The organism is Leptotrichia sp. oral taxon 498, assembly GCF_002240055.1.
In the GTDB taxonomy this organism is placed as follows: domain Bacteria; phylum Fusobacteriota; class Fusobacteriia; order Fusobacteriales; family Leptotrichiaceae; genus Leptotrichia; species Leptotrichia rugosa.
On record NZ_CP016753.1, the window covers coordinates 652,342 to 673,929 of the forward strand.

Here is a 21,588-nt window from a genome sequence, read left to right on the forward strand (position 1 = left end):
CAAAAAAATTAAATTGTTTAATTTTATTTTAGGATAATAATTTCTGTATTTAATTCTATATTAAATTTTTCAAAAACTACTTCTTTTACATGCTCAATCACTGAAATTACATCGTTAAAAGTGGCATTTCCAACATTTGTGACAAAGTTCGGATGTTTCTCAGAGATTCTTGCGCCTCCCACTTGATAACCCTTTAACCCAGCATCTGAAATTAATCTTGCAGCAAATTTTCCTTTAGGATTTTTAAATGTACTTCCCAAGTTTGGCAAGTCCAGCGGATGTTTTACTTTTCTTTGCTCTCTTTTGTCTTCTGAAGCAGCATGATCAAAACCAAATTTGAATTTAAATAGTGCTGATATGACAATCCATTTATTTTCTTTTATTTCAGTAGTTCTGTATTTAAAATGCAAGTCTTTTGTTTTTATTTTTTCTATTTTACCATCATTTTTACAAACTTCCACTTCCTCAATGCAGTCAAAAATCTCAGTTCCGTAAGCTCCGCCGTTCATATTAACAAGACCTCCGACAGATCCAGGAATTCCTGTAATATTTTCAAGTCCAGTATAGTTATTTTCTTCCATAAATTTAATTAAATCATCCAAATCCAATCCAGACTCCACTCTAACCAAATCAAAATTTTTATTTTTCTCTTCAACAGAAATTTTTTGCAATTTTTTTAGTGAAACAAAACTTATATCCAAATTTCCGTCATATATTAAAGTATTTGTTCCATTTCCTAAAATGAAAATATTTTTTCTCGTATCTATTATTTCTTTTAATTCATTTTTTTCTTCCACAAAAATTAATTCTTTGGCTATTCCACCAACTTTCATATTGGAATATTCTTTCATTTGTGCATTTTTTATAACTTCCATAAAACTTCCTTTCGCTTTTTCTCAAAAGTATTTTATAATTTTTCTAAATCTTGCGCTATTTCATGAGCTAGCTTTGAAACGCTTCCCGCACCCATAAATACATAAGTGTTTCCGCTGTCTTTTCCGCTTTTCAAAAGATTTTCAATCTCTTCTTTTGTCTGAACTCTCACATTTCCACCAATTTTTTCGGCCAGCATTTCTGAACTTACGCCATAAACATTGTCTTCACTTGCCGCATAAATTGGAAGCAGTATCAAGTCGTCAGCGTGTTTTAGAGCCTCCACAAAATCATCAAAGAAAAATTTTGTTCGGCTGTATCTGTGTGGTTCAAAGATTACTATAACTTTTCCTTTTTCTGTCTTATGTGCCGCTTTTATTGTAACTCTCACTTCTGTTGGATGATGCGCATAGTCGTCTATTATTCTTATACCATTATCATAAATCACTTGGTATCTTCTGTTTGCCCCTTTAAATTTTAAAATTCTTTCTTTTACTTTTTTCATATTACACCCAAATTCATGTGCAAAATAAATTACAGGAAGTGAATTTGAAACATTATGTTCTCCTGGAATACTCAAATTAAATGTTCCAAGATTCTCTCCTTTTTTCACAACTTCAAAACTTGTAATTCCATCTTCTACTCTTATATTTTTAGCGTAAATATCGGCTGTTTCATCTTTTATGCTGTACCAGACGATATTTTTATTTGTAAGTTTCAAATTTACTTTCTCAACTGTATCTTTACATAAAATTGCAATTCTCTCAGTGCTGTCAATAAATTTTTCAAACGATTTTTTTATATTTTCAAATGTTCCGTGATGGTCAAGATGGTCTGGTTCTACATTTGTAACAACCGAATATTTTGGTTTTATGTATAAAAATGAGTTATCGCTCTCATCGGCTTCCGCTATAAAATATTCCGAATTTCCAATTTTACTGTTACTTTGAATTTCTGGTATAAATCCACCAACTACAATAAATGGTTCTTTTTCTAAAAGCGCCACGCTTAACATTGAGCTTGTAGTTGTCTTTCCATGAGTTCCAGCAACTGCAATTCCATCAAAACGGTTCATTATTTCAGCCAGCAATTCCCCTCTTTTTATTTTTTTTATGTTGTTTTCAACGATATATTTATATTCGGGATTGGTTTCTCTTATTGCTGTCGAATAGACAAATAAGTCAATCCCCTTGTCTTTTACATTTTCTTCAACTTGTCCAATATAAACTTTTATTCCCAAATCTTCCATATCTTTAGTTACAGGTTTTCTCACTAAATCTGAACCTGCCACATTGAATCCGTCGGCTGCAAGTATTCTTGCAAGTCCGCTCATTCCAACTCCATTTATTCCACTAAAATATATATTATTTACTTTTGTCAACATTTTATTTCCTCCATTTTTTATAGTCCCATTTCTTTTATTATTAATTCTGACGCATTTCCTTTTTTCAAATTTTTTATATTTCCACTCATAAATTCCAAAGTTGTCTTTTGTTTTACAAGTGACAACGCTTCGTCAATAGCTTCTTCCACAGTTTCATTCGTAAAAATTTTAGCTGCGTTTTCAAATTCCAAGACATCTGCATTTTCTTTTTGCCCAACAAAATCATAGGGTATCAGAATTGACGGTTTTTCCAACTCAATCAATTCTGAAATTGTCGAAGCACCAGCCCGGCAAATGACTAAATCACACGCTGCCATTAACTGCGGTACATTTTCAAAATAAGGTTTTACGACAGCTTTTCCAAAATCTCTCATTCTGTAAGTTGCTTCCTCAAAATTATCTTTTCCAGTTGCCCAAAATAATTTTAACTTTGTGTCAGCCATTATCTTTTTCCATTTTTTGGAAACCGCTTCATTTATATTTTTTGCTCCAAGACTCCCACCAATGATAAGTATTCCATGCTCATCATCCTCTATTCCCAGTTTTTTTCTCTCTTCTTTTTTATTTTTTGTATAAAACTCTTCTCTAAGTGGATTTCCAGTTACAACAAATTTAGACTTTTGATTTTCTTTTACACTGTCTATCGTATTTTTAAATGCGACAAATACTTTTTTGGCACCTTTGTAAAACCATCTGTTAGCTTGTCCCATCGTGTGATTTTGCTCCTGCAAGTAATATGGAATCTTTAAAACATTTGCAGCTACTAAAACTGGAATTGTAATATAATTTCCAAATCCAATTATCTTTTGCGGCTTTTCTTTTTTTAATAACTTTATTGTGCTAAAAATCGCTTTTAACATCTTAATTCCAGATTTCACTGAATTTAACGGCAACACATCAAGTCCAATAAATCTAAAATTTTCACGAGGGACTATTTCTTTTTCCATTCTATGCTTTGTCCCTATGAATAAAATATCTATATTTTTTTTTCTCATTTCTTTTGCTATAGCGAGAGCTGGATAAATATGCCCACCTGTACCACCGGTGGTAAATACTACTTTTTCCATTTTCTTTCCTTTCATTTTCAAAAATTTTTTTACATCATATATTCCACTTCATTAATTTCGTCCAATTCATCGCCCATCTCCTGCTTATAGAGCGCCCTTATGACATTGTAAACTATTCCTAATGCAAACATGCTGACAAATATGGAACTTCCGCCATAACTCATAAGTGGCAACGAGATTCCAGTTGAAGGAAGCATATTAGTTGCAACAGTAATATTCCCCAATATCTGTGTTGCAAACATCACAAAAATTCCGATAAGCAAATATTTTGCAAACATATCTTTAATTTTAAAGGCGACCATCAAAATTATAGCAAGTAAAAATACATAGACTAAAATTAAAAACAAAACCCCTATAAATCCATTTTCTTCAGCAAATCCAGAAAGTATGTAGTCCGTGTGAATCTCAGGAAGAAATTTATATTTTTGAAATCCATTTCCATAACCTCTTCCTGTTAATTTCCCACTTCCTATCGCTATTAATGACTGCTGTACCTGAAAAGGAATTACTTGAGTATTTTTGTGACCTTCTATTCTATCAACTCTATATTTATCTCTCATTAATAAAATATTTCCGAGAATCACTAAAAATAAGGATATTATCGAAAAAATTGGTAAATTAATGCCCGAAATAAATAACATTAAAATTCCAATAGCTGCAACTTGAATCATACTCGTATATGATTTTTCTGCAAAAATAAGAAACGAATAAACCCCTGTTACTCCTAAAATTATAAGTGCCGAAATCCAAGGTTTTGTAGCTATCATATTTTTCTTTTTTAACCGCTCAACTAACACAGAAACAACTATAATTATTATTAACTTGGAAAATTCTGACGGCTGTATTCTAAATCCCAACAAATCAATCCAACGAACCGCTCCCTTTGACTTGCTTCCAAAAAGCAATACCGCTATAAGCCCTATTATTCCTATTATATAAAGAGCTGAAAAAATCTTAATTTCCTTATATCTCTTGTAGTTCATCATAGCCGCAAAAGAAAAGCAAGCCAAACCGCCGATCATCCAAAGCATCTGTTTATATAAATAATAAAAATCTGACTGACCTTTTGGTACAATTGGATAACTGACACTCGCCATCGTCAAAAGGCTCATCGCCAAAAGAAATAAAATAACTATTATAAATGCTGTCCCTAAAAATTTTTTATTTTTAAACAATTTATTTTCTCCTATTTTTTATTTTCCTAAAATTTTTACAGTCAATTCTTTAAAAACTTTTCCCCTGTGCTCAAAACTTTTGAATTGGCAAAAACTTGAAGTTGCTGGAGAAAAAAGTACAGTCTGATTTTTTTCAAAATCTAAATTTTCTTTTAAATCCAAAAGTACATTTTCAACAGTTTTCAAATTTTTGTAGTTTTTGTAATTGACTTTTTCCATATCATCTATCAAAATTTGTGCATTATCCCCAATTAAATAAACAAAGTCCACCTTTTTACTAACTTCTTTTATAAGTGGCATATTATCAATTTTTTTATCATCTCCACCTAAAATCATCACAATTTTGTTATCAAAAGAATCTATCGCTTTTAAAGTAGATTCCACATTTGTCCCTTTTGAATCGTTGATAAAAGCTGTATTCCCTTTTGTAAAAAAATTCTCAAGTCTGTGTTCAAGCGGTGCTGTAGATTTCAAAAACTCAGAGATTTTTTCATTTGAAACATTCAAGATTTTTGCAGCCAAAATTAGAAACAGCATATTTTCCAAATTATGTTTTCCTTTTAGCGACATTTCACCAACATTCATCAAAAGTTCAGAATTTTTTTCGACATATTCATCGGAAATATTATTTTCATCAACTTTTTTAGTCAAATCCCTCATAATGCGAATATTATTTTTATATATAAACGCTGTCCCCTTTGTCTCTTTGCTTAAATAAACTTTTTCTGCTCTTATTTTATCTTTTAAATTTTCTCTTTTTTCACAAAGTTCAAAAAATTCTGCATCGTCCAAATTTATAATTGCGAAATCATCAGCTGTCTGTTTCGTAAAAATATCAAATTTTGTCGAATAATAATCTTCCAATGTGGCATATCTTGTCAAATGATCTGGCGTTAAATTTATAATTCCAGCAATATGTGAGTGAATTTGTGGATTATTTTCCAGCTGATAGCTGCTTAACTCCAAAACTACATAATCTAGCGGTGTTTCATCCGCCACAAGCTTTGCAAATGAAAAGCCGGCGTTTCCAGCAAGTTTTGCTCTAAATCCTGCAAAATTCAAAAGCTCTGCCATTTTTGTACAAGTTGTTGTCTTTCCATTTGTCCCCGTAAATGAAATTATTTTTATATTTTTGTTAACATATTTATACGCCAAATCAATTTCTGAAATTATTTTTATATCTTTTTCTTTTGCAACCTTTAAAAGTTGTGCTTTCCAAGGTATTCCTGGACTTTTTACAACAAACTCTATATCTTCTTCATTTAAAATTTTTATTCCTTCTTCTGAGCTCAAAGCCACTTTATCATCCACTAAATACACTTTGTAACCTTTTTTCTCAAGTAATTCTTTCGCTCCGTGACCACTTAGTCCCGCTCCAAAAACTATCGCTTTATCCATATGATTATTCCTCTCTTTTTCATATATACTTATTTTATTTTTATAACAAAATTTTATTAAAAAAATTAAATAAAAATACAATTTTTTTATTTTTTTGCAAAGGATGAAAAAATCATCCTTCGCTTTTTTATTTTAAATTATTTTTATCTCATTTTCAAAATTAAAAATGTAATTAGACAAGTCATAATTGAAACTATCCAAAATCTTATCGTAACTTTCGTTTCAGGAAGTCCCAATAATTCAAAGTGATGATGAATTGGCGCCATTTTAAACACTCTTTTTCCAAAAGTTTTGTAGTGCCAAACTTGAATCATAACGGACAACGCTTCCACAATAAATATAAATCCTGCAATTGGAAGCAGCAATTCCTGCTTTAAGAAAATAACTACTATTCCTAATATCCCTCCAAGAGTAAGTGAACCAGTATCTCCCATAAACACTTGCGCTGGATAAAAATTAAACCACAAAAATCCAGTTAGAGCTCCGACAATCGAAGCGAGATACACACAAATCTCTGCAGACTCTCTGACATAATTCAAATTTAAATATTTTGCATATTCATAATGCCCTGTTAAATATGTAATTATAAATAATGTTATACTTACAACAATTATAGGTCCACTCACTAATCCATCAAGTCCATCTGTCAAATTTACCGCATTTGATGAACCTATTATGACAAAACCCATAAATACGAAAAATAAAATCGGCGTTATGTACAAATATGAATTTTTAATTATTGGATTTACTATTGAAAAATCAATTGTTTTATTAATCATTCCAAACTTATAAATAAACCAAAAAGTTATTGCAGTTATAATAAGTTGTCCCACAATTTTCTTTTTTCCTGAAAGTCCATTTTTATGTCGCGTCAATTTCAAGTAATCATCATAAAACCCAATTGTTGTAAATAGTATTGTTATAAAAAACAAAAATATTATAAATTTATTTTCATAATTTCCAGCAATTAATGTCGCAAAAAGTATAGCTCCTATTATTAAAATTCCACCCATCGTAGGTGTCCCAGATTTATCAAAATGAGATTTTGGTCCTTCCTCTCTCGCTGTATCCCCATACTTTTTCTTTTTCAGCCAAGCGATAAACGGCTTTCCAAACATAAGCATAAACAAAAATGCCACGGCAAATGCCACAGAAGATCTAACTATAATAGATTTAAAAATTCTCAGTGTTCCAAAATTGTTTATGAATAACTTTTGCAATAAATATAACATTATTTTTTTAGAATTTTAAAAATTCTATCTCCTTTCTATTCTTCTATAATTTCTTCCAGTTTTATTCCTCTCGAAGCCTTCAATAAAACAACTTTCTTTCCTTCAATTCCCTTTATTTTTTCCTTTATTTCAGTTTTTTTCTCAAAATAAATAACTTCTTTATTTTGTAAACTTTCTTTTTCAATCCTGTCAAAAAGACTTTTAATTCGCTCACCAAACAAATAAATCGAGTCAAATTTCACATTTTTTAAGACATCATAAATATCTGCGTGATATTTAAGCTCATTTTCTCCTAATTCCAACATATCGCCTAAAACTATAATTTTTTTTATGTTTCTTTCGTTATAAATTTTTGAGAATGTTTCAAGTGATTTTTCTATAGAACTAGGACTTGCATTATAAGCATCATTTATATAAGTTAAATCCCCTTTTTCAATTATTTGAAATCTCATATCAGTCAAACTTATATTTTTTATGGCATCTTCAATCACTTTATCTTCAATTCCAAACTGTTTTACAACCGCTATTGCCATTGTCAAATTTAAAACATTATGCTCTCCCAAAACATTTGTTTCATAATTTCTCGTTACATTTTTTTTACAGATTTTTCCAAAATATTTCAATATAAATCTCGTTTTATTTTTATCAAATTCAATATCTCCATAATAAAAATTTTCCGAATCTTCTAAAAAGTCGTTTTTTTGTAGATTTAGCGCTTTTACGACTTTTATTTTTTCGGATTTTATATTTTTTAGATATTTGTCATCTCCGTTTACAATCAGTGCCTCTTTTATATACGGTAAAATTTCCGTTTTAGCACGAAAAACATTTTCTTTTGTTTTTAAAAATTCAAGATGTGATTCTCCGATATTTGTTATGACGTTTATATCGGGATTTGCAATTTGTCCAAGTAAGTCAATTTCCCCAAAATCACTCATTCCCATTTCCAAAATAATAAATTTATCATCCGTCTCGCTCCGAAGTAAAGTAAAAGGCAATCCAATATGATTATTGTAATTTCCCAGCGTCTTTTTCCCTTTATACTTTTGAGACAAAATATGATAAATCATGTCTTTAACCGTAGTTTTCCCGTTGCTTCCTGTAATTCCTATCACTTTTATATTAAGGCTGTCACACCACTTTTTTGCAAACTTCTGTAAAAATTTTACGCTGTCATGCACAAAAAAAGCCTTTTTTTCAAAGCCCCCGTCTATTTCTATATCCGAATTATCATAAACTACAAAAGCACCTTTATTAAGCGCTTCATTTACAAAATTATTTCCACCTCTTATCGCAACAAATAAATCTTTATCTTTAATTTTTTTCGAGTTCATTTCGACATTGTCAAAATCAATTATTTCCCTGTCAAACTCTATATTCTCTTCCTTTAAAAGAGCAGCAAAGACATCACTTTTTTTCATAATTCGTTCTCCATATTTTAACTTAGTATTTCTCTGTAGGATTATATCACTAGATAACCATTTTTTCAATATATTTTTAAAATTAATTTTAATTTAATAGAATTTTTAGTTTTTAATCACTAGCTTCATAAAAATTTTCTAAAATTAACAAAATTTCCCTGCCATATTCCTTTGTCTTTTTTTCTCCCATACCTTTTATTTTTGAAAGTTCCAAAGAATTTTTAGGTCTAGCCTTCACTATTTCCACAAGAAGTCTATTAGAAGCAATTATGTAAGGTGGGTAACCTAAATCATCCGATTGTTCCCGCCTCCACTCCCTTAAAACTCTATAAAGCTCCAATTCCTTTTTAGTTTGAAGTTCTGCTTCAGGCAAACTCTTCTTTTCCAAATTTTGATTTTTCCTAAACTCACCGTTTTTCTGAAAAGAAACATTTTCACTTTCTTTTTTTTTTATTTTTTCATATTCAACAAAAACTGTCCAGTAATATCTTCCATCTATTTCCACCAATTCTGGCTTATACTTTTTTATTTCAGAATCTTTTAGTGCAAACAAAAATTCTCGTTCCAGCCTATCTTGGTCAAACTCTTCCATATCCTCGTCAAACGGCAATGTTATAATTTTAAACATAACCTTTTTCCCCCTTTTATTTAACTTTTTTGACTTTATTGTCTCAAGATACCGTCAAAATCTTTTTTAACTTTATTCACAATTTTATTTGAAATTTCCACAATTTCCTTTTCTTCAAGAGTTTTATTCTTATCTCTCAAAATTACACTAATTGCCACACTCTTCATGCCAGGTAAAACTCCCACACCACGATAAATATCAAATAATTCCACTTTTTCAATCTTTTTATCAACTTTTTCAATTGCTTTCAAAATATCCCCAACCAACACATCTTCTTTTACAACAAAAGCAAAATCTCTTGGTACTGCTGGAAATTTAACAAGCGGTTCATAAACAGTTTTTCTTCCAATATATTTTTTAATCAAGTCAATACTAAATTCTGCAACTAAGACAGCTTTTTTATTCAAGTCAAAATTTTCTAACACATCTGGATGAATTTCCCCGAAACTTCCGATTAATTCCCGTCCGACAAATACATCTGCCGATCTTCCTGGATGAAGTTCAGTCGCAGCGCTTCTTTTTATTTGATAATTTTTAAATCCTAATTTTGTAAAAATTTCCTGCACAATTCCTTTTAAGTCATAAAAATCGTAAGGTACAGGTTTTGCATTCCACAAAGTCTTATCATTTTCCCCAGCGAGAATAAATGCCAGTTTAGTTTCTTCACTAGCAAGTTCTTCCCCTTTTTCAAAAGTTCTGCTCACTTCAAAAAATCTTATGTTTGATACATTTTTATTCATATTATCTTTTGCATTTTTCAAAAGGCTATAAATTAGTGTTGGTCTCAATGTTGCAAAATCTTCTGTAATTGGTCTTGGCAAGTCTATCAAATTTTCTCTTGGAACTTTTGTAAATTTAATTTTATCCATCGCATCTCTTGGCACAAAGCTGTAATTTATCACTTCTTTTAACCCTGCTTGAGAAGCGATAACCTTTACTTTATCATAAAGTTTAGTTGTATCCATAGTCGCTTTTGGATTGATGTCAAGTCTTGGCAAAATATTTTCGATATTGTCAAAACCGTACATTCTAATAACTTCTTCAAAGTAATCCTGCTCATTTTCCAAATCATCTCTGTAGGTTGGTGCAGTTAGTGTAAGGCTATCTCCATTATCTTTAACCTCCACTTCAAGTTTTGTAAGTATTCGAATAACTTCTTCTTTTGGAATAACTTTCCCAACAAATCTGTGAAGCTTTTCAAAACTAAGTGTCGCAACTCTTCTAGCATAAGGTTCTGGATAAATATCAACTGCTCCAGCTAAAATTTCTCCACCAGCAACTTCTTGAATCAAGTTTGCAAGTCTATTAATCACATTTATAGCGTTACTTCTATCAACTCTTCTCTCGAATCTATACGAAGAATCACTGATAAGTGCAAGTCTTCTAGATGTTCTTCTAATGTTTATTGGATTAAAATGAGCTACTTCCAAAAGTATATTTTTTGTATTTTCAGTAATTTGTGAATTTTGACCACCCATCACTCCACCAAGTGCCACTGCTTTTTCTGTGTCAGAAATGACGATGTCGTCTGTTGTAAGCTCTCTTTCTTCTTCATCCAAAGTCACAAGTTTTTCGTTTTCTTTGGCACTTCTAACCGAAATTTTTCCTCCAGCAATTTTATCAAAATCAAAAGTGTGATTTGGCTGATTCATTTCCATCATTACAAAATTTGAAGCATCCACAATATTATTTATACTTCTAATCCCGATTGACTCAACTCTTTCTTTAAGCCAAGCTGGACTTTCTTTCACAGTCACATTTCTTATAATTCTAGCCACATATCTTTTCGATAAATCGCTATTTTCAATTTCTACTTTTATATTATCTTCTGTTTTTTCACCAGTTTCACTATTTATTTCTGTACTTGGATAATTAACTTCTTTGTTGTAATAAGCCCCAAGTTCTCTTGCAATCCCGATGTGAGACAAGCAATCTGGTCTATTTGGTGTAATTTCCAACTCAAATACGACATCGTTTACTCCAAGATATTCTTTTAACGGCATTCCAATAGGTGCATCTTCTGGCAAAATCATAATTCCGCTAGAATCGCTTCCAAGCCCAAGCTCTTCTTCCGAGCAAAGCATTCCGCTTGATTCCACACCTCTAATTTTTCCTTTTTTTATGACAAAATCTTCAGCCAGTCTTGCTCCAATCTGTGCCAGTGCAACTTTGTCCCCAGCTTTGTGATTAGGCGCTCCACACACAATCTGCAAAACTTCTTTTCCGTTGTCAACTTTGCAAATTGTAAGATGATCAGAATCAGGGTGCATCTCTTTTTCAACGATTTTTGCTGTCACAACTTTTTCAAGATTTTCCCCTTTTACATCTATTTTTTCCACTTCCTGCCCAATCATAGTTAAGGCATTTTCTAGTTCACTTATTTCAATTCCATCTAAATCTATATATTGCTTTAACCAGTTTAACGAAATCAGCATTCTTTTCTTCTCCTTATTTTTTAAATTTTTCTATCTATTTTTTACTTTAAAACTCCCATTAGATTCTCAAAAATTCTAAAATTGATCCAAAAATCTTTCATCATTTTCAAAAAACGCTCTCAAATCATCAATTCCATATTTTAGCATTGTAATTCTCTCAAGCCCCAATCCAAATGCAAACCCTTGATATTTTTTTGCGTCAATTCCAGCATTTTCCAAAACTTTTGAGTTCACCATTCCGCTTCCAAGTATTTCAAGCCAACCTGTACCTTTACATACACGGCAACCCTTTCCTTTACAAACTCCACATTCCACATCCATTTCAGCAGACGGCTCTGTAAATGGGAAAAAGTGTGGACGAAATCTCACATTTCTATCTTTTCCAAATATTTTTTTCACTATGTTTTCCAAAACTGCTTTAAAGTTAGCAAACGACACATCTTCTCCCACCATAAGCCCTTCAACTTGGTGAAACATCGGAGTATGCGACACATCATAATCAGGACGGTACACTTTTCCAACAGAAATCATTCTAAATGGTGGAACTTTATCTTTCATGTAACGAATTTGCATTCCCGAAGTCTGAGTTCTTAAAACAACGTCATCTTTTATATAAAAAGTGTCGGTAAGCTCCCTCGATGGATGTGTTTTAGGAATATTCAAGTCGTCAAAATTATATTTGACATACTCAACTTCTGGTCCGTCAACAATGTCAAATCCCATTTCAGATACAATATCTTTAATTTCCATGACAGTTTTTGTAATTGGATGAAGTGAACCGATATTGGCTGCTCTTCCCGGCAAAGTTATATCAATAGTTTCATTTTTAAGTCTTTCCTGTTTTGCAATTTCCTTCAAATTGACAGTTGTTTCGTTAAATTTATCTTGCAGCACTTTTTTTATTTCATTAGTAGTTTTTCCAAATTCAGCTCTTTTTTCAGCGGCAATATTTGCCATTTCTTTCATAATTGCCGTAAATTCCCCTTTTTTACCCAATATTTTCACTTTCAGATCATTAACTTCTTCAAGATTTTCTATTTCGTTAAGTTTTTTTAGAACATCTTCTCGAAGCTGTGCCAATTTTTCCAACATTTATCTATTTCCTCCTAATTTTTGTTCTATTTTTTAATTTAAAGCTTATTTTTTAATTATACTACTATTTTAAATATTATGCAAGATTCCAAAAATATTGGGACAGAGTAAAATATTTGACAGTTTCAAAAAAAAATGATAGAATACAATTGTCATACTAGCCGGGGAGATAGCGGTGCCCTGTATCTACAATCCGCTTTAGTAGAGGTGATGCCAAATTTGAGGGGAGTTTTAGTGTCAACGCCTTATTTTAAAGATGTTGAGAAGATGGTCCCATATTGTAGGAAGCTTACGAACCGTGTCAGGTCGGGAACGAAGCAGCACTAAGTTAGTTTTTCTAGGTTTATGGGGTAGCTGTTTTTGAGTCTTTATCTTAAGAAACGGATGGTAAAATTTCTTCGATTGTTTGGCGTATGACGCTCTTTTTGAAAATAAAATTATGAAATCTATAAAGAATAGCAATTGCTATTCTATTTTTTATACTTTTAATTTAAACAATTTTGGAGGAAAAATGAAAGTTGAACATTGGGATAAAAAGTCAAATATAACAAAAGAATTACAAAAATTCCGAGCACTAGATATAAATTTTTCAATAGATTTAGACAATGACGAACTTTTTTTCATTTATAATGAAGAAAAGTTGTGTGGATATGCGACAATAAATTTGGAAAAAAACGCAAAACTGAAAAAGATTTTTGTAATTCCAAAATATAGAAATAATGGCTATGGAACATTTTTGCTAAAATATATAATCAATTGGATAACTAAAGAAAAATGTGATTCATTGACTGTGACAAATCACAAAAAGATGAACAATTTTTTGGAAAAGCAAAAATTTTTGCGAACAGAAGACGGATATATTTTAGATAAACTTCTGGAAATTCAAAAACAGAAAAAAAATATGGTTTTTGTAGCAAAAGTGGCAATAATTATCAATATTATTCTAGCTTTCTTAAAAATATTTTCTGGAAAAATTTTTAACAGTATGTCGCTTTTAGCGGATGGATTAAACTCGTTTTCAGATTTGATTACAAATATTTTGGTAATTATCGGCTTGAAAGTTGGAAGCAATCCTGAAGACAAAGAACACCCTTTTGGACACGGAAAAATAGAATCTGTCTTCAGCATCATAATTGGAACATTTATTATGCTTTCTGCAGTTCAGCTGATTCGAGAAAATATAGAAAAGGTTTTTTCAAAAAATGGAGAAAATGTAAAATTAAGCAATATTCTTATCACAATTTCGATAATTTCTATTTTAATAAAAGTTTTTCAGTTAATTTTTATGAAAAATAAGACAAAAAGTTATCGAGGCGCTTTGATAAATTCACTGCTTCAAGATTACAAAAACGATATTATAATCTCAATCTCAGTATTAATAGGACTTTTATGCTCCGAAATTAATCCTGTTTTTGACACAATTATTGGACTTATCGTTGCGATTTACATTTTAAAGAGCGGATATGAATTAATAAGAGATAATTCTTTAATCTTGATGGATTCCCAAAATGAAGAACTGCTTTCCAAAATAAGAGATGAAATTTTAGAATTTGAAGAAATCGAAAATGCACACGACTTTAAAATGACAACTTCTGGAAAAGATATTCATATTTTCTTGGATGCAAGAATGAAAAAAGACAAGACAATAGAAGAAGCTCACGAAATTATAAATACAATTTCAAAAAAAATAAAATATCAGCACCCTAATATAAAATCATTATTTGTGCATATAGAACCAATGTACGAAAACGACTAAAAATTTTTTTAAAAATAAAATATTTATATTGAAAAATTAAAAAAAATATGTTAATATAGTTTTGAAAAAAGTATTTAAAAAATATTTAAATAAACATTTGGGAATGTTTTGGTTTCGACAGGATAAAAAACTTATTACTAGCAAGTAAGCGGGAGCTTTAAAATCCAACTAAAATATAATCGGAAACGATAATTACGCATTAGCTGCCTAAGATAGCGGCTCATCACTTTTGGAAATGCCGTTTTTCCACTAGATGATGTTACTTTTTACGGCTTACTCAAATGTATGATTATGTCACTTGAGGAAATTTTATAATCTCGCTTTTAGACTTTTGTTTGTTTAATATCTAAAAGTTAAAAAGATAAATAAACTAAACTTGTAGAGGGTAGTAAAGACTTTTTATTTTGGACACGGGTTCGATTCCCGTCATTTCCACCAAAACAAAAATAAAATCTTTATAAATAAATTAATCATTTTCATATTTAAATAAGTCTTTTTAGACTTATTTTTTTATAAATCTTTATTTACAAAAAAATTTTTTTAAATATTCTTGATTTTGACATTTATTTTTGATATAATTATATGAAACCTGCTCTATTTGGAAGTAGGGCTAAAAAAGCCAAAGGAAAGGAGAAAATCAATGAGAAATTACGAAATTATGTTTATTTTATCTACACAATTGACTGAAGAAGAAAAAAATGCTGGAGTTGAATTTGTAGAAAACACTTTAAAAGCTGCTGGAGCAGTTGAAGTAAAAACAGAAGTTTGGGGAGATAGAAAATTAGCTTATCCTATTAAGAAAAAAGAAAATGGATATTATGTATTAACTACATTCCAAACAGATGGAACAAGATTCACAGAAATTGAATCAAAATTAAACATCAATGAATCAATTTTAAAATATATGATTGTCAAAAATGACTAATAAATAGTAAAAACAAGGGGGACAAGTAATATGAATAATGTTATATTGATGGGAAGATTGACAAGAGATCCAGAATTAAATCGAAGTTCAGGCGGAAAGGCATTTGTTAGGTTTAACATAGCAATAAATCGAATTGGAGAAGGAACTGACTTTATAAATTGTGTTGCTTGGGAAAAAACTGCAAAAACTATTTCTGACTATTTTAAAAAAGGTCAAAGAATTTTGGTACAAGGAAGTATTAGAACAGGAAGTTATGAAAAAAATGGTCAAACTATTTATACAACAGATGTCCTAGTAAACCGGTTTGAATTTATCGAAAGTTCTGGAAACAGTGCAAATAATGGAAATTATGACGACGAATATCAAAGTTCTTATAAAAGTAAGAAATCAAAAAAGTCTTTTAAAAAACAAGAGGAAATTTTTGAAGATGATGATTCAGATGTTGATGAAGACATATATTATGACAAAAATTCCAATAACTTTGCTGATGAAGACGATGATGATGACGAAGATGAAGATCAGTTTCCATTTTAAAAAATAATTTAAAGTAAAAAAATTAGGAGGTGTGATCGAATGAGAGCAAAACCAGCTACTGAATTTAAAAGAAGAAAAAGAAGACCAAAAGTAAAATTTAAAGTGGAAGATATTAATTATAAAAATGTTGAATTATTAAAAAACTTTATGAATGATAAAGGTAAAATTTCTCCTGCGAGAGTTACAGGATTAGAAGCTAAAGTTCAAAGAAAAATAGCAAAGGCAATCAAAAGAGCTAGACAAATCGCTTTAATGCCTTACACAAGAATTGAAAAATAATAAGACATTTAAAAACTGCCTAATAATATAATTTATTTTTAGGTGGTTTTTTTATTTTTATTGACAAATATTATTAAAATGATACAATATATCAGTAAAATAAAAAAAGGGAGAATTTATTTGTATGAAAAAAGGCATTGTAATTGCAAGTTTTGGAACAACACACGAAGATGCGCTAAAAAGGACAATTGATGTTATTGAAAATAAAATGGGACAAAAATATGGATTTGAAAATTGCAAGAGAGCTTTTACTTCCAACAAAGTTAGGGAAAAACTCAAAATAAAAAGAAATTTGATTATTTTTAATCAAAGTGAAGCGTTGCAAGATCTTAAAAATTATGGATTTGAAAAAATTTTCACAATGTCGCTACATATTTTAAATGGAATTGAATACAAAAAATTAAGCGATAAATTTGGAAAAATTTCAGAACCTTTGTTATTTAATGAACTTGATTTCAAAAAAATTGTTGAAAATAAAGAATTTAATGACGCAAAAGAAAATGATGCCATTGTCTTTGTAGGACATGGCTCAGAAGATGCTTCTGATGAAAGTTATGAAAAGTTGCAAAATTATTATAAAAAATTTGGGAAAGAAAATATTTTTATTGGAACTATCGAAGGAAAAATAACAATTGAGCATATTTTGAAAAAATTAAAAAACACAAATTTTAAAAAGATTTTGCTAAAACCTTTTTTAATTGTAGCTGGAGATCATGCTAAAAACGACATTATGTCAGATGACGAAAATTCCTGGAAGACAATTTTAGAAAAAAATGGTTACAAAGTTGAAACAGAACTTATCGGAATGGGAGAATATCCGTTTATTCAAAAAATGTTTTTTGAAAAATTTGAAAAAATATATGAATAATAAATAATAATTTTGATTTTATAAATATGGAAATTTAAGATTATAGTAAAAAATAAAATATTTAATAAGTTAGTAAAGTTTAGTAAATAAAGAAATAATAATAATAAAAATAAATAAAATAAGAAAAAAAGAAAGAAAGAAAGGAAAAAATTAAAAATTATGAAATTAGCTGAAGATTTTAGTAAATTTATACAGACTTCGCTTTTGACAGCGCCACTTTTAAATAAAGCGCTTGGAGTTTTTTTTATTTCAATGCTGCCAATTATTGAGCTGCGTGGAGCAATACCTGTGGGAGCGGCTTTAGGACTTCCATGGTATCTAAATATGGCTGTCAGCGTCATTGGAAACCTACTTCCAGTTCCATTCATTTTGTGGTTTTCAGTCAAAGTTTTTGACTTTTTGAAAAAACACAATATTTGTACTGGGATTATAAAAAAAATAGAAGATAGAGCAATGAAAAGAAGCGAAAGTCTTGCAACAGGAGAATTTATAGGACTTATGCTATTTGTTGCCATTCCATTTCCAGGAACGGGAGCTTGGACAGGTGCATTAATCGCGGCACTTCTTCAATTTGATAGGAAAAAATCATTTTGGTATATAACTTTAGGTGTATTAATTGCAGCAATTATTATGATTTTAGTTTCATACGGAGCTTTGACAATTTTTAAACATTAAATTCTAAATTTAAAGTTTAATAAAAAAATAAATAAATAAAATAATAATAAAATAAAAACTCCAATTTAGGAGTTTTTTTGTTACAAAAATTTTATCTCAGAATTTTTTCCACCTTTTTTTCCATGCAAAATGACCAAATCCCGAGTTTTATATTTGTTAATTTTTATTTCCAAAATATTCATTTTATTTGCATAAACATATGAAAAAACTTCATTAAGCCTATCATTTGGAACTATGACAAAAAATTCGCCATAATTTTTCAGCAGCCTTTTTATTTCAAAAAAAAGTTCTTCCAAAGTTAAAAAAATTTCAAATTTACTAATTTTTTCCGATTCTTTTTTTGGAAGTTTTCCGCTGTTAATTTTTTTGTACGGTGGATTTGAAAAAATTACATCAAATTGCCCCGTTATCTCTTTTATATTCTTATTTATTGGAATTATTTTGTTTTCTAAAAAATTATTTTTTATATTTTTTCCCAAAATTTCAAATATCTCTTTTTGAATTTCGACGGCAAAAATTTTTGAAACCTTTGAAATTTCTGAAATTAAAATTGAAATTATTCCTTGTCCTGCGCCAATTTCCAAAAACTCACCAGATTTTTTGTTATATTTTTTTATAAATTTTGAAAGCAAAATTGCATCTTCTGTTATTTTTAAACCTTCGTTCAAAATCGTTATTTTTTTATTTACGCTCTCCAAATTTTCTACATATTTCACAACTTTTCTCCCCTTTTGACAACTTCCAAAAATTCTTTTTTCAAAACTTCAATTACAACAAAATTTTCTTCGTTTACATTTTTTTTATTTTCCCCCAAAATTTCCAAACTTTCCACTTTTTTTATTTTTATTTTTTCAGCCAAATTTTTTATTTCTTTTTCACAATTTTCCACAAAATACAATCTATAGCCATCTTTTACTTCCAAAGTCCTCTTTATTTTATTTTTTTGAGCAAATAACTTAAATTTTATACTCATAATAAACTTTTTCAAACTTTCTGGAATTTTTCCAAATCTGTCTTTTATTTCAAAAACTAAATCTTTTAGCTCCTCATTTGATGAAAGCGTGGCAAAACGGCGATAAATATTTAGCTTTTCTTCATTCTGAATATAATTTTCTGGAATAAATCCTTGATCAAATAAAATAATTTCCACGTTTTCAACTTTTTCGCTAAATTCCCCTTTTTGACGCTGAATTTCTTCATTTAACATCTTTATGTACAAATCGTAGCCAAAAGTTTCAATTGTTCCATGCTGCTTGTCCCCCAAAATTTCTCCAGCGCCACGAATTTTTAAATCTTCGACAGAAATTTGAAAACCGCCAGACTTTATTCCTTCCACTTTAAAGAGGCTATCTTCTTTTTGTTTTCCCAATTTTGTTGTGTTTCTTGTCTTTAACAAATAGCAGTAGCCCTGTCTATTACTTCGTCCTACACGACCCTTTAGCTGATAAACTTGAGCCAATCCAAGTCCTGTAAAATTTTCTATTAAAATTGTGTTTACGTTCGGAATGTCAATTCCATTTTCAATAATCGTGGAAGCTACCAAAATATCAAAATCTCCATTTTCAAAGCGAATAAGTTTATCTTTAATTTCCTGTGGCGGAAGCTGTCCGTGAATAAATTCTATTTTTACAAAATCTGGAATGATTTCTTTTAGTTCCTGCACTTTATTTTTCATGTTTTTTACATCGTTATAGATATAAAAAACTTGACCATCTCGAGACAATTCTTTTAAAATTGCCATTTTTACTTTATTTTCGTCCCATTCCAAAATTTCCGTTATTATTGGAAGCCTATTAACTGGCGGCGTGTCAATGATTGAAATATCCCGTATTCCCAATAGCGACAAATTTAGCGTTCTTGGAATTGGAGTTGCAGTCAATGTCAAAACATCCAGTTTGTCCTTTTTCTCTTTTAATTTTTCTTTCGCTTTTACTCCAAACTTCTGCTCTTCGTCAATGATTAAAAGTCCCAAATTATTAAAGACAACGTCATCGCTCAAAAGCCTGTGAGTTCCAATAACCAGGTCCACAGTTCCATTTTTTAAATTTTTTAAAATTTCATCTGATTTACTTTTTGTAAGTCTTGACAAATTTTCTATGATAATCGGATAATTTTCAAATCGCTTTTTAAACCTTTCAAAGTGCTGCTGAGCCAAAATTGTAGTAGGAGCTACCAAAATTACTTGCTTTCCATTGTCAATCGCTTTAAATGCCGAACGCATAGCAACTTCAGTTTTGCCGTAACCGACATCGCCGCAGACGAGCCTATCCATAATTTTTGGACTTTCCATATCATTTTTTACATCGTCAATCGCCTTTTTCTGATCAGGTGTAACCTCAAATGGAAAACTTTCTTCAAATTCCTCTTGCCAAACCGTATCTTTTTGATAAATAAATCCAGTTTGTCTTTTTCTTCTAGCTTGAATTTTTATAAGTTCAGCTGCAAATTTTTGAATGTCCTCTTCCAATTTTTTTCGTTTTCTTTTGAATCCAGAAGTTCCCAGACGAAATAATTTGGGCTCCAAATCATTAGAAATATATTTTTCAAGCCTGTCCAGCTTTTCAACAGGAATGTATAAAATATCTTCATCGGCATATTTTACTTTTAAATAGTCCTTGTCATCAATAGTCTGAATTCCTTTGTAGATTCCAACTCCATACTGGATGTGAATTACATAGTCGTCTACTAGAATTTGATTTAGCTTTTTATATTTTATAGATTTTTTTATTTTTCTGGAATTTTCATAGATATAGCCATCAAGCTCCCTGTCCGTCAAAACAAAACTTTTATTTTTTTCACTAAAAAATCCTTCAAATAACTCAAAATTTGAAACAAAAAAATTATTTTGATTTTTTTTCAAAATGTGATTGTATTCGGAAAGTTTTTTTTCGTAATTTTTTGTTTGAATAAAAATTTTATTTTGATTTGCCAATTTTTCCAGCTTCTCTTTATCTTTAAAAGTTTCCAGCTGTTCTTTACTAAAATTTTTTGTGGAAATAAAAAAACTTTTTTTCTTCAAATTTTCATATCTCTTTCGATACAAATTCTCTTTTTTTCGATTTAACAAAATATATTCTTCCATTTTATAGTCAATTAATTCTTTATTTTCGATAGCAATTAAAACTTCGTCATTATTTATTTCCGAAATTATTTCGACTAGCTCATATTCGCTTCCACTCAAAACATTTCCAAAAATTTTTATCTCCTTAATTTTTTCAATCGAAATCTGGCTGTCAACTTCAAAAAATCTAATGCTTTCTAATTCATCGCCAAAAAACTCAAGTCTAACAGGATTTTCCAAATCTGGTGGAAAAATATCAACAATGTCCCCACGCTGGCTAAACTGCCCCTTCTTTTCAACTAAATAAGAACTTTCGTATCCATTTTCCAAAAAAAATTTTTTTATTTTTTCAAATTTATATTCGCTTCCAATTTTAAATTCCAAAAAATTTACTTTTTCAAAAAAAATATCGAGTGAAATTTGTAAATTCATAAATAAAATAAATTTATCTTGATTTCTTAAAATATCCAGCATTTTTACATTGATTCCGACAATATCTTCTTTAGTTTGCGAAATATTTTCAAAAATATCAATATATTTTGTATCTTTATCTGAACTTTTAGAAAAAGTATTTTTCTCATTATAATAATTATCCAGCATTGAATAATAATTTTCTAAATTTTTATTGGAAGTTGAAATATAAATTATTTTTTTAGCTTTCGATCGCTGCAAAATCCACGGAATTTCCCCTCGATACACTTTATCTTTCTCATTTAATTTTGCAAAAAAACTTTTATCCATCTGTTTTAAAAAATTAAAAAATTCCATTTTCCACCCTCTCTTTT

The 21,588-nt window shown here is 29.7% G+C and carries 18 protein-coding genes and 2 other RNA genes; 8 read left to right on the forward strand and 12 right to left on the reverse strand.

The genetic code is table 11. The features are described from left to right. Positions 1 to 23: 23 nt before the first annotated feature. The 10 genes from murB to pheS all read right to left on the reverse strand — a co-directional run bounded on the left by murB (position 24) and on the right by pheS (position 12,705). Positions 24 to 875, reverse strand: a complete 852-nt coding sequence (gene murB, locus BCB68_RS03080; RefSeq protein ID WP_094079489.1) for a UDP-N-acetylmuramate dehydrogenase — start codon at positions 873 to 875, stop codon at positions 24 to 26. A 32-nt stretch (positions 876 to 907) separates the two neighbouring features. Continuing rightward, entirely contained in the window at positions 908 to 2,257 is a 1,350-nt protein-coding gene (gene murC, locus BCB68_RS03085) for a UDP-N-acetylmuramate--L-alanine ligase (RefSeq protein WP_094079490.1), read from the reverse strand. Between the two features lie 17 nt (positions 2,258 to 2,274). Further along, positions 2,275 to 3,324 (reverse strand): undecaprenyldiphospho-muramoylpentapeptide beta-N-acetylglucosaminyltransferase, encoded by a 1,050-nt coding sequence (gene murG / locus BCB68_RS03090; RefSeq protein WP_094079491.1) that lies wholly within the window; start codon positions 3,322 to 3,324, stop codon positions 2,275 to 2,277. 29 nt (positions 3,325 to 3,353) lie between these two features. After that, complete coding sequence (locus BCB68_RS03095) at positions 3,354 to 4,499, reverse strand: FtsW/RodA/SpoVE family cell cycle protein (RefSeq protein WP_237048689.1); 1,146 nt, start codon at positions 4,497 to 4,499, stop codon at positions 3,354 to 3,356. An 18-nt stretch (positions 4,500 to 4,517) separates the two neighbouring features. Next, positions 4,518 to 5,897 carry a UDP-N-acetylmuramoyl-L-alanine--D-glutamate ligase gene (gene murD / locus BCB68_RS03100; RefSeq protein WP_094079492.1) on the reverse strand — a complete coding sequence of 460 codons (1,380 nt, stop codon included), beginning with the start codon at positions 5,895 to 5,897 and terminating at the stop codon, positions 4,518 to 4,520. Positions 5,898 to 6,040: 143 nt separating this feature from the next. Beyond that, on the reverse strand, positions 6,041 to 7,129 hold the full coding sequence (gene mraY / locus BCB68_RS03105) for a phospho-N-acetylmuramoyl-pentapeptide-transferase (protein ID WP_094079493.1): 1,089 nt from the start codon (positions 7,127 to 7,129) through the stop codon (positions 6,041 to 6,043). A 35-nt stretch (positions 7,130 to 7,164) separates the two neighbouring features. Beyond that, positions 7,165 to 8,550 (reverse strand): UDP-N-acetylmuramoyl-tripeptide--D-alanyl-D-alanine ligase, encoded by a 1,386-nt coding sequence (locus tag BCB68_RS03110; RefSeq protein WP_094079494.1) that lies wholly within the window; start codon positions 8,548 to 8,550, stop codon positions 7,165 to 7,167. A 112-nt stretch (positions 8,551 to 8,662) separates the two neighbouring features. After that, positions 8,663 to 9,178, reverse strand: coding sequence for an HRDC domain-containing protein (locus BCB68_RS03115; RefSeq protein WP_094079495.1), 516 nt, complete (start codon positions 9,176 to 9,178; stop codon positions 8,663 to 8,665). A gap of 35 nt (positions 9,179 to 9,213) precedes the next feature. Further along, positions 9,214 to 11,613, reverse strand: a complete 2,400-nt coding sequence (gene pheT / locus BCB68_RS03120) for a phenylalanine--tRNA ligase subunit beta (protein ID WP_094079496.1) — start codon at positions 11,611 to 11,613, stop codon at positions 9,214 to 9,216. Positions 11,614 to 11,688: 75 nt separating this feature from the next. Beyond that, positions 11,689 to 12,705, reverse strand: a complete 1,017-nt coding sequence (gene pheS, locus BCB68_RS03125; RefSeq protein WP_094079497.1) for a phenylalanine--tRNA ligase subunit alpha — start codon at positions 12,703 to 12,705, stop codon at positions 11,689 to 11,691. Between the two features lie 152 nt (positions 12,706 to 12,857). Here pheS and ffs point away from each other — a divergent pair. From ffs to BCB68_RS03165, 8 genes are all read left to right on the forward strand, one after another. Further along, positions 12,858 to 13,122, forward strand: an RNA gene (gene ffs / locus BCB68_RS03130) — signal recognition particle sRNA large type. Positions 13,123 to 13,216: 94 nt separating this feature from the next. Then, positions 13,217 to 14,461, forward strand: a complete 1,245-nt coding sequence (locus BCB68_RS03135; RefSeq protein WP_094080753.1) for a GNAT family N-acetyltransferase — start codon at positions 13,217 to 13,219, stop codon at positions 14,459 to 14,461. Between the two features lie 99 nt (positions 14,462 to 14,560). Further along, positions 14,561 to 14,899, forward strand: a transfer-messenger RNA (tmRNA) gene (gene ssrA, locus BCB68_RS03140). A 202-nt stretch (positions 14,900 to 15,101) separates the two neighbouring features. Next, positions 15,102 to 15,386 carry a 30S ribosomal protein S6 gene (rpsF, locus tag BCB68_RS03145; RefSeq protein WP_068155616.1) on the forward strand — a complete coding sequence of 95 codons (285 nt, stop codon included), beginning with the start codon at positions 15,102 to 15,104 and terminating at the stop codon, positions 15,384 to 15,386. 30 nt (positions 15,387 to 15,416) lie between these two features. Next, positions 15,417 to 15,920 (forward strand): single-stranded DNA-binding protein, encoded by a 504-nt coding sequence (locus BCB68_RS03150; RefSeq protein WP_094079498.1) that lies wholly within the window; start codon positions 15,417 to 15,419, stop codon positions 15,918 to 15,920. A gap of 39 nt (positions 15,921 to 15,959) precedes the next feature. Continuing rightward, the gene (gene rpsR, locus BCB68_RS03155) at positions 15,960 to 16,199 is read left to right on the forward strand and encodes a 30S ribosomal protein S18 (RefSeq protein WP_094079499.1); all 240 of its coding nucleotides are present in this window, start codon (positions 15,960 to 15,962) and stop codon (positions 16,197 to 16,199) included. 124 nt (positions 16,200 to 16,323) lie between these two features. Further along, complete coding sequence (locus BCB68_RS03160) at positions 16,324 to 17,067, forward strand: sirohydrochlorin cobaltochelatase (protein WP_094079500.1); 744 nt, start codon at positions 16,324 to 16,326, stop codon at positions 17,065 to 17,067. A gap of 159 nt (positions 17,068 to 17,226) precedes the next feature. After that, entirely contained in the window at positions 17,227 to 17,742 is a 516-nt protein-coding gene (locus tag BCB68_RS03165; protein WP_094079501.1) for a COG2426 family protein, read from the forward strand. A gap of 80 nt (positions 17,743 to 17,822) precedes the next feature. Here the strand turns inward: BCB68_RS03165 and BCB68_RS03170 are convergent, their stop codons facing one another. Together BCB68_RS03170 and BCB68_RS03175 are read right to left on the reverse strand one after the other, a co-directional pair. Further along, positions 17,823 to 18,458 (reverse strand): methyltransferase, encoded by a 636-nt coding sequence (locus BCB68_RS03170; protein ID WP_094079502.1) that lies wholly within the window; start codon positions 18,456 to 18,458, stop codon positions 17,823 to 17,825. Next, the gene (locus BCB68_RS03175) at positions 18,455 to 21,571 is read right to left on the reverse strand and encodes a DEAD/DEAH box helicase (protein ID WP_094079503.1); all 3,117 of its coding nucleotides are present in this window, start codon (positions 21,569 to 21,571) and stop codon (positions 18,455 to 18,457) included. The genes BCB68_RS03170 and BCB68_RS03175 overlap by 4 nt, the downstream gene beginning before the upstream one ends. Between the last annotated feature and the right edge of the window lie 17 nt (positions 21,572 to 21,588).